Source organism: Acinetobacter stercoris (assembly GCF_900323515.1).
GTDB lineage: Bacteria > Pseudomonadota > Gammaproteobacteria > Pseudomonadales > Moraxellaceae > Acinetobacter > Acinetobacter stercoris.
On sequence record NZ_OOGT01000171.1, the window covers coordinates 1 to 8,978 of the forward strand.

Consider the following 8,978-nt stretch of genomic DNA (forward strand, 5'->3'; position numbering starts at 1 on the left):
CTAATATTTAGTAAATACGATTGACATTATATTTAGTAAATACTAAATTATATTCACCAACTAATAAAAAAGCACACCGACCTCAGAAATCAAATGTGCTTTTTCAAATACAACAGGTGAATTATGAACGTAACTTTAAATCCATTCAATAGCCTTAAGGTAACACTTGGTACATCCGCAATTGTACTTAGTGCTTTAAGCCTTTCTTTTTGTAAAGACCAGCCGGCATACAGCTCCCCCCCTTCTACACTTTCAAAACAAGATCCATTTGTTGTGGGTGTGCAGTCACTAGTTATTCAATCCGATACAACAGGTGTCGCCGTAATTAAACTTGATGATTTCCGTGTTCAGGTTTCATTTGAATATAAAGCCCATCCTGATAGCTACGGCGTGGCTGGTTCTGAATTTACTGCTGTAGACATTACAGACCTTTCCATTGATGGAATTAAAGATACTCAAGGAAATGAATTCCGTGATTTCACTGATCACAACGATGTTATCCAGATCAAGGAACTTATCCGCGGTTATATCGAAAAGAATCGACTAGTGGAGGCTGTGTAATGGAAAACTATCTACGTATTACATTTGAACAGCTCGGTGATTTTGAAGCTTATCATTCTGCTTGCAATTGGTGTGATGACAATGGGTTTAGTCATGGATCTATGGCGAGGGACATGCCAATAGGAATATTAAAAGGCGATTGGAGTATTGCTAAATGGTACAACCTCACTCACGAAGAACGTGAACAACTGGATGGATTTCTAGAATCACCTAATTTCCATGAAGGCCCTGTATTTATCGTCATAAAAAATGAGGAGGCAATCTAATGACTACTCAAACCAATGCACTCCAACAAATTCAATTTGAATTAAAAGCACCAAAAAGCAAGAACAATGACTTTGGCCATTATAAATATCGAAACTGTGAAGATATTTTAGAAGCGGTTAAGCCATTACTAAACAAGCACGGCGCAACATTAATTATTACGGATGATGTTCAACAAATTGGATCTGTAGTTGTAGTAACGGCTAAAGCTATTTTCACTGATGCCGATGGTAAAGAAACAACAGTTACGGCACATGCAGGTGTAGACATCAATAAAAAAGGAATGGATGTCGCTCAAACCTTTGGTGCGTCCAGTTCCTATGCACGTAAGTATGCTTTAAATGGTTTATTCCTGATTGATGACACCAAAGACTATGACTCTAATGAATATCACAATCAAATCAATAATGGTGTAAAACAAGCTCAAAATCAGAATACAGCCTCCTCTGCCCAATCTACAAAAACACAGAAACCTAAACGCACACAAGCACAGTTATATAACGATGCTCTAGCCGCAATTAAAGATGCCACTGAAACACATATCCTGGATGCTGCAATGAAAAAGTTTAGAGGTACTACCTATGAAGCAGGAATTACAAATGCTTGTCGCGCACGTGCGGACATGATGGGTTGGCAATCAAATCCACAAGTTAATAACAGCACTCAACAAAACAATCAAATGCATTCTTAGGATAATTATCATGAAAACTTATATTTGGTCATATGAAGCAAAAACCTGCCACGGCGTTGGATTAATTAAAGGTCGTATTGAGGCAGTCAATGGGTTAGCTGCTAAGGAAGCAGTTAAAGCAAGCAATCTCATGATTGAATCTGTTCAAGTGAAACTTGTTCAAAATCAAGAAAAAGCTCGCCGTGAAAGATTTCAACCTATGACGGAGTTTGCAGCATGAATGCAATTATTTTAGATACAGAAACTCACGATCTTAAAGGTTTACCTATTGAAATTGCTTATGTGCCTTTTCAACTGGTGAATGGTGAAGCTGCAATTTTTGCTGATCAGGCATTTGATGAGTATTACTCAATAAACACCAAAATCACATATGGTGCTATGGCTATTCACCATATTTTAGAATCAGATATTGCTAATAAACCATTTTATACAACATTTAAATTGCCTGGTGATGTTCAGTACATCATTGGTCATAACGTTGATTACGACATTGAGGCTATCACTAAATGTGGTGTCAATACCAAGTCAATTAAAGCAATCTGTACTTTAGCTTTGGCAAGAAAGGTTTGGCCGCATGAGGCACATAACATTTCTGCCCTTACTTACATGTTACTTGAAGGTAGTGACATAGCACGTAAAAAGCTTCGTTCTGCACACAATGCCAAACAAGATGTTCTGCTCACTGGGTTTATTTTAAAAAGCATAATCCGCGCACTTAATATTCAAACCATTGAAGAACTCTACCGAGCTTCTGAAGACGCTCGAATACCTACCATTATCAACTTTGGCAAATATAAAGGCACTGAAATCAAGTTCTTACCGCCTGATTATAAGCGTTGGTTGACCAATCAACCTGACATCGATCCATACCTACGCAAAGCTTTGGAGAAATAATCATGACAAATATTATTTCAGCTCAAGAGGCAATTTCTGCTTTACAGGCAGGTAAAAATGTTCTTTGTCGTCCTGCAGGTGGCCTGCTAGGTTTTGATGAATTAAATCAATTCCCTGCTACTGTGTTTTTTACTAATGATCATGAATTTTGCATAAAACGTGAAACAACAGTATTGGCTGATATTCAGTTTACAAAGCCCGTGGAGCCACATGACTTAGAACTTGGCCAAGAAATCTTTATTGTGATGCCAACATGTATTTTACGCACACAGTATGATCATGAGCACGGCGATATATGTTTAAGTGTTGCAAATGGTTTTGCTCAACTTGATGTAGAAAATGCAAAGCTACAGCTGCAAGCGTTTGGTAAAACCTTCGGAAATATGATCACCGAGATTGAAATTAAAGATGGTTTTAATGATAAACCTAAAAGAACACGGGCATCCCAAAAAAAGGCAGAGCCTGAACAAGTCACTGAGTTAAAAACAGAATCAATTGATTCACCACAGCATGAATTTCAATCAATACTTGATGATTTAATTGATAGAGCGCTTACCGCTAAAACCGAGATTGAAGTAACTAAATTATATCGCTATACGGTGCAATGGACTGATGAGCAGCGCAAACCGCTTGATGATGTTATTAACAAGCGTTTAACAGAGTTAAGAGTGAAAAATTCAAAATATGAAATTGAGTTTGCTGATCTTCACGCTGTAGTAATGCATGCTAAAACACCAAAAGAGGCAAACGATGTAATTGAAAAAACACAACATTGGACTGAAGAACAGCGCAAGCCCTTAATTGTCGAAATATCAAAGAAACTCGCTGAACTAAACCCTCCTGAAAAATCTGAATCATCCTTAATGGTTCGAGTTCAGAAAGCCGAATCACTGGAAGAACTGCAACTACTAGAAAATGAAGTTCAACAAATTAATCCTGAAATTCAAGAACGCATGATGAGCTATGTGAATCAACGCCGTTCGGATCTAGTTTCAGATGAAGAAATAAAGTTTTGAGGTGACATGATGAATTTGAAGGAAAAACAGACTAAGTGGAGTATAGAACGTCCATTATTTGAGGCTGAATTTATCCACTCTCACCTCCTATCCTTTTTTAATTTCAATGAAAATACTGGTGATTATGAAATTAAAAATGAATATGAAAACGATGCTGATCGTCAACTTGCATACGACACTTTAAATACAGGCTGGGTTATGTGGTTACGTGCTAAACGTCAGATAGTACCAGAAGGATTTGTTTTACTTCCGAAAGAGCTAAATGAAGAATTGACTTACGGCAAATATTGTGACGCTTTAGAGGGAGCTTTTGATTGTAGTTTTTGTCATGACGGCCCTATGACTTGGTCAAGGTCATATAACGAACTAGTTAAACAATTTTTAGCTGCAGATGAATCACAGGAGCCTCACCATGACAGTAACAATTAATCAATTAAAGTCCATGGACGTTGTCCGAGATAAGTATGGTTTTTGGCTACATCCTGTTTTTGATGAATACGTTAAAAACGTTATTGGTAATGCAGAGTTTTTAACATCTGGCCAAATGCAAGAAATACGGCGTTATTTCAATATTAGACTTAATACCACTCTTTTAGAAGATGATGCCAATCAAGAAATTATTGATAGATATTTTGATGGTGACACTGAGGCTTGTGCTGAATGGATCCCAACACCACCAGGTGATGGATATTTTCTAATTTCTATTAATGATTCAGATTATGGCGCAATTGCGTGGTGGGCTAAAACTAAGGAGGGGATATAATTGGAACATTTCAATTTCACAACCTATGACTACTTATTCTTAAAATACAGATCGGTTGTTGTTAAATTGGTTGATATAGCTGATGAATATTATCCAGCCTTAAAAAAAGCAACAATCAATAAAATGGCAAATGACAATGAATTTCCATTTCCAGTTTTTAAGATTGATCAAAAAAGTCGGACTTCACCTTATTTTGTAAATATAAAAGATTTGGCTGATGCTCTCGATAAAGAGCACCAAACAGCATCCAAAGACTTTGCTACATTTCACCGATGAGATGTAGCATCTCTTCAAAACTTAGAACATTTCGCCTAATTTTCACAGAAACATATCTCTCCAAGCTCGACCATGTATTATGCAACGTATATTGCTGAATCTGTGGGATTGTTAATCCCTTTTCAGCTAAACGAGTTGCCCCCTCATGACGTAAATCATGAAAGCGTAAATCTTCTATTCCAAGTAGAGCGCAAGTTTCATTGAATTCTGTTGAGATTGACCCAGCACGTAAAGGAAATAAATATTTCGAGTCACATTCGGTAAGCCGCATTCTATTTCTATATTTCGGACTTAAAGCAAGATCAATTATTTTATCAACCTCATCGCTTACCACAAATTCTTTATGGTTGCCTTTGGAGCCATTAGGGTTCTTTAAATCTCGGACTTTAAATACTCTATGCTCTTTATCGTAATCTTTTAATTCTAGACGTGTTATTTCAGCCTGCCTTCTACAAGAGAATATTGCAAACATTATCAACAAATGCATAGGATATACGGATCGACCTCTCTCCCATACCATCGTAAAATATTTTAATAATTTAGTTAATTCATCAGACTCATACAGGCGGTCACGAGAATTACCTGTACTTATTTGTCTTGCTTTTCTCAACTGCAGCATAGCATCAGAAATTTCTGAATATTTTACACTGATCCCCCACAATAACCTTGCGTGATTTAGAACAGATTTTAAATGTTGCAACTCATTTAGAATTGTTGAAGATTTCACATCCTTAAGCCCAAGTTGTGGAAATCCAATTTTTCTTAAACGGACATGTTCTGTCAGATGCATTGCACCAAATTTTTCTACTGGTATTTTACTGATAGGTAACTTCAACAAGACTCGTAATGATCTAATAGTTGTAATAGAGTATTGGTCACCAACCTCATTCAAATAACGACTAATTAAATCCCCAATTGTTGTTTTATCATTCTTAACTTTACCAAGTAGAATTTCAGGGTTATCTTGTATCTCAGCTTCTCTTTTTTTTAACCAGTTTGAAGCTGTACGCATAGTTGCGAAGGTCTTAGACTCTTTATAAATAGTGCCTTGCCTATTTATACGAATTTCAGCGCGATAGCGAATGGTGCCATCTGCTAATTTTCGTTGCGAAATGCTACCCATATTTACGCCTTAATTAAAAAAACAGGTAAGGTGTAAAATTATGGCGTAAATTAAAACACATTAATAGTCTTTAATGATTCTTAATGTGTTTTAATGAATAAGCAAAAACATACATAAGTTAGTGTATTTAAAAAATAAAATACTAAGCTTATGAATTAATGGAGTAATTAAAAATGTTATCCAAATCAATTACCGAATGGTTTGATGAATATAGTGAAAGCCATCAAAATAAGACCAATAAATCTATCCACTGGGTTTGTGTTCCAACCATCCTATTTTCAATTATCGGGATCATTGCCCATTTCAGCGCATTACTTACTGCCCTCATTCTGGTTCTTGTTCTTGTTTTTTATGCGCGATTAGATCTTGTTCTAGCTGTTGCCATGGCAGCTTTAATCGTCATTATGGCATGGCTGGTTTATATTTTACCTGTGGGGATCGGGTTTTATATTGGGTTATTCATTCTTGCATGGATTGGACAATTTTATGGCCACAAAGTAGAAGGGAAAAAGCCTTCATTCTTTAAAGACCTCCAATTCCTCCTCATTGGCCCTGTATGGTGTATGGATGCCTATCTAGGTAAAATCATACCTAAATGGAAAACTCGCCAAAATACCGCATTTTCAAGCTAATTTAAGAGGGCTAAGTATTTTTTTAATATTTAGCCCTCTTTTTATCTATTTAACACATAAATCATCAAATAAAAAAATAACATGCTGAGCACTAAATTTAATAAAATTTTACGTGACAAACATGCCAAAAACACACACATTACAGCACCTAAAAAATAAGGATCTAAAGGAATCCTCCTGATTTCACTTCCGTTAAAAAAAATGATTGGTGTGCAAATTGCCATAAGCAAACATGGTGCTGAAAAACCCAACATTTTTTCTATAAACACAGGTAAGCGTAATCGAATATTAGGTTCCAGGAAAAAATAACGATTAAAAAAAACAATAGCAGCAAGAATAAATAACAATGTCCAGGTCATTTTAATCCACCCTTTTTGTCAATTGCATATCAACAAGTGTGGCAACAAACATTCCTATAATTCCAGCAAGCACTATACCCGTTTCAATATGCATATATTTAAAACAAAATGTGAAAAATACAGAAACAATAACACCTACAAAAGTTGCAATTTTTTTAACCATCGGAACAACAATTAAAATAAAAACAGCAATAATTGAAAAATCTAAATGTAAGCTTTGCAAATCAGGAACAATATTTGCTAAAAAAATACCCAATGCACTAAATAAACACCAAGCAAGATAAAAACACCCTCCTGCCCCGAACATATAACAAAAAGTAAGTTTTTCTCGCTTTAAAGATCCAATAGCAAATAACTCATCTGTAAGCAAAAAACCTACAAGTAGACGTTGAAACAAGGGAAACTGCCCGACTTCTTTTCTAAAATTTAAAGCATAAATAAAATGCTGACTCGTTAAAAAAAATACTGTGACAATAATCGTAACAACCGAAGCTCCTGATACAATCAGTCCCAAACTCACCAATTGTGCAGCACCAGCAAAAACAATAGCAGACATACCCACTGCTTTAGCATCTGATAATCCAGCTTGAATGACCATAGAACCAGCTAGAACTCCCCATGGCAAAACCGCAATAGAAAGAGGCATAATATCAGCAGCACCACGATAAAATGATCGCCATCTAGAGTTTGTTGATCTTATTTCCGATAGATTAAAATCAGTCATATAGCATTCTTAATTTAGAAACATCTCTATTTTTTATATTTTTCTGATCTTGTAGAATAGAATAAAATTGCCTAACTTTTGACTAAATGAGCAATATACTGTGCAGGCGTTACCCCCATTGCTTTTTTAAAGTGTCGATTAAAATGACTTTGATCTGAAAAACCACAATGAAATGCAGTATTTGCAATATTTTCACCATTTTTCAATAATTCTTTTGCTTTACGAAGTCTGGTTTGCACCAACCAGGCATGTGGTGGTAAACCCATATATTTTTTAAATTGTCTTAAAAGATGCCAAGGGCTTAAATCAACTAATTGTGCCAATTCAGTTAGTGAATAATCCTTTTCAGGACAGCTTAAAAGTAAATCCTTAATCACATAAACTTTCTTTTGTGCCTCAGAGAACTCTGAAGCATATAATTTTGCTCGCCCATAGCGCATAAGCAAACAGGCAATTGTTGAGAGATACATGCTCTCCTTGAGCAATTTATTATTCTTTTGCTCTAGTAAATCAAATAGTAAGCTCAGTTGTTGTCCTAAACCCACATCATGTACTACAGCATTTTGAAACCACGGCGTTGCATTTTTTTGTTTAAAAAAATCCTGACTAATATCCCGTAGCATCTCTGGTGTAGGATAAATAGCACGATACTTCCAACCTGTTTCAACAGCAGATGAGCCCGTATGAATCTCATCTGCATTAACCAAAATAATATCCCCCTTTGGAGCAATGTGTAGACTTCCTGTTCGATAAAAACTCTGTGCTCCATCCTCAATCACACCAATACAATAACCTTCATGCACATGTTTTGAAAATTGCTTTTGGTGATAATGTGCTTTTAATAATTCTAGTCCACCTAATTCTTGTAAATGTAAAAAATCAACATGTTCGATCGTATTTTGCATGACTTATCTCTCAATACAATAGTATAGCCTAACATGTTGATCCGGCATTGATAGAACAAAATTGCTCATCTAAAAAATAGACTTCATTCTTACTGATAAATTTTACCATCCATTTTCAACCAACCATCCTGATGCTTGCTATGTGGATCATGATGAGTCCAATGTATTACCCCACCTTTATCATTGTATTCATAATCCCCCTTAAACTCGACCAAGTCCCCTTTTTGTAAATTGGTAATTTTAGGTGCTAAATCAATATTATGTGCAACTAAAACTGATAATCCGTTATCCAGTTTTAAAATAAATTTCTGATGTCGTGAACCATCATTATCATCACGTAATACAGCCTTGACCATTCCTTGAGCTTGTACAGGAACATCACGCTCTTGTCTCTCATAAGCTTTGCGAATTCGCTCCAGCCCCCTAACAGCTGACGAATTTTCATTATTTTGTATAAATGCATTCTGATCTTTTTGATGTGAAGTGGGTTTCTCTGTTTTTTCAAACCCCAAATAAACAGCGATCACAAAAATAACTGCTGCTAAAACTCCATAATTAAGCGTATTTTTCATATTAAGAAACTTGTGTTAAAAAGCGATTTAACCAATCATTTTTTATGAATAAATAAGTATTTTCAAGCTACTTCAACAACTAAATTTAAAGCTAACTTACACTCTTTTTGTCAAATTATGTGTTTATTTGTATATAAATATAACTGATTTATGTGAATATTCTAAATATATAACTTTAAATTTGTAATGCAATACAAC

15 protein-coding genes are annotated in these 8,978 nt (G+C 35.4%); 10 read left to right on the forward strand and 5 right to left on the reverse strand.

Translation table 11 applies throughout. The features are described 5' to 3' along the window. Positions 1-123 precede the first annotated feature (123 nt). The 9 genes from KPC_RS15040 to KPC_RS15080 are packed head-to-tail and all read left to right on the forward strand — an operon-like array spanning position 124 to position 4,465. A complete protein-coding gene (locus KPC_RS15040; RefSeq protein WP_121975176.1) occupies positions 124-561 on the forward strand; it encodes a hypothetical protein in 438 nt (145 codons plus the stop codon). Beyond that, on the forward strand, positions 561-827 hold the full coding sequence (locus KPC_RS15045; protein ID WP_121975177.1) for a hypothetical protein: 267 nt from the start codon (positions 561-563) through the stop codon (positions 825-827). Before KPC_RS15040 ends, KPC_RS15045 begins: the two co-directional genes overlap by 1 nt. After that, positions 827-1,516: an ERF family protein gene (locus tag KPC_RS15050; protein ID WP_121975178.1), complete on the forward strand. Its 690-nt coding sequence runs from the start codon at positions 827-829 to the stop codon at positions 1,514-1,516. The genes KPC_RS15045 and KPC_RS15050 overlap by 1 nt, the downstream gene beginning before the upstream one ends. 10 nt (positions 1,517-1,526) lie before the next feature. Then, a complete protein-coding gene (locus KPC_RS15055; protein WP_121975179.1) occupies positions 1,527-1,736 on the forward strand; it encodes a hypothetical protein in 210 nt (69 codons plus the stop codon). Then, positions 1,733-2,410, forward strand: coding sequence for a 3'-5' exonuclease (locus tag KPC_RS15060; protein ID WP_121975180.1), 678 nt, complete (start codon positions 1,733-1,735; stop codon positions 2,408-2,410). The genes KPC_RS15055 and KPC_RS15060 overlap by 4 nt, the downstream gene beginning before the upstream one ends. Before the next feature lie 2 nt (positions 2,411-2,412). Further along, entirely contained in the window at positions 2,413-3,426 is a 1,014-nt protein-coding gene (locus KPC_RS15065; RefSeq protein WP_121975181.1) for a hypothetical protein, read from the forward strand. Positions 3,427-3,432: 6 nt separating this feature from the next. Next, positions 3,433-3,855 carry a hypothetical protein gene (locus tag KPC_RS15070; protein WP_228212279.1) on the forward strand — a complete coding sequence of 141 codons (423 nt, stop codon included), beginning with the start codon at positions 3,433-3,435 and terminating at the stop codon, positions 3,853-3,855. Continuing rightward, on the forward strand, positions 3,839-4,189 hold the full coding sequence (locus KPC_RS15075; RefSeq protein WP_121975183.1) for a hypothetical protein: 351 nt from the start codon (positions 3,839-3,841) through the stop codon (positions 4,187-4,189). The genes KPC_RS15070 and KPC_RS15075 overlap by 17 nt, the downstream gene beginning before the upstream one ends. Continuing rightward, the gene (locus tag KPC_RS15080; protein ID WP_121975184.1) at positions 4,190-4,465 is read left to right on the forward strand and encodes a pyocin activator PrtN family protein; all 276 of its coding nucleotides are present in this window, start codon (positions 4,190-4,192) and stop codon (positions 4,463-4,465) included. On the opposite strand, the gene KPC_RS15085 is transcribed toward KPC_RS15080, so the two are convergent. After that, complete coding sequence (locus tag KPC_RS15085; protein WP_121975185.1) at positions 4,449-5,588, reverse strand: tyrosine-type recombinase/integrase; 1,140 nt, start codon at positions 5,586-5,588, stop codon at positions 4,449-4,451. The two genes, KPC_RS15080 and KPC_RS15085, sit on opposite strands and share 17 nt — an antisense overlap. A gap of 173 nt (positions 5,589-5,761) precedes the next feature. Here KPC_RS15085 and KPC_RS15090 point away from each other — a divergent pair, with 173 nt between their 5' ends. After that, on the forward strand, positions 5,762-6,220 hold the full coding sequence (locus KPC_RS15090) for an Mpo1 family 2-hydroxy fatty acid dioxygenase (RefSeq protein ID WP_121975186.1): 459 nt from the start codon (positions 5,762-5,764) through the stop codon (positions 6,218-6,220). A gap of 41 nt (positions 6,221-6,261) precedes the next feature. Here KPC_RS15090 and KPC_RS15095 read toward each other — a convergent pair whose 3' ends face one another. From KPC_RS15095 to KPC_RS15110, 4 genes are all read right to left on the reverse strand, one after another. Beyond that, positions 6,262-6,579 (reverse strand): AzlD domain-containing protein, encoded by a 318-nt coding sequence (locus KPC_RS15095; protein WP_121975187.1) that lies wholly within the window; start codon positions 6,577-6,579, stop codon positions 6,262-6,264. 1 nt (position 6,580) lies between these two features. Further along, complete coding sequence (locus KPC_RS15100; RefSeq protein ID WP_121975188.1) at positions 6,581-7,303, reverse strand: AzlC family ABC transporter permease; 723 nt, start codon at positions 7,301-7,303, stop codon at positions 6,581-6,583. Positions 7,304-7,374: 71 nt separating this feature from the next. Further along, a complete protein-coding gene (locus tag KPC_RS15105; RefSeq protein ID WP_121975189.1) occupies positions 7,375-8,208 on the reverse strand; it encodes an AraC family transcriptional regulator in 834 nt (277 codons plus the stop codon). Positions 8,209-8,297: 89 nt separating this feature from the next. After that, on the reverse strand, positions 8,298-8,780 hold the full coding sequence (locus tag KPC_RS15110) for a DUF3465 domain-containing protein (protein ID WP_121975190.1): 483 nt from the start codon (positions 8,778-8,780) through the stop codon (positions 8,298-8,300). Positions 8,781-8,978: the final 198 nt, after the last annotated feature.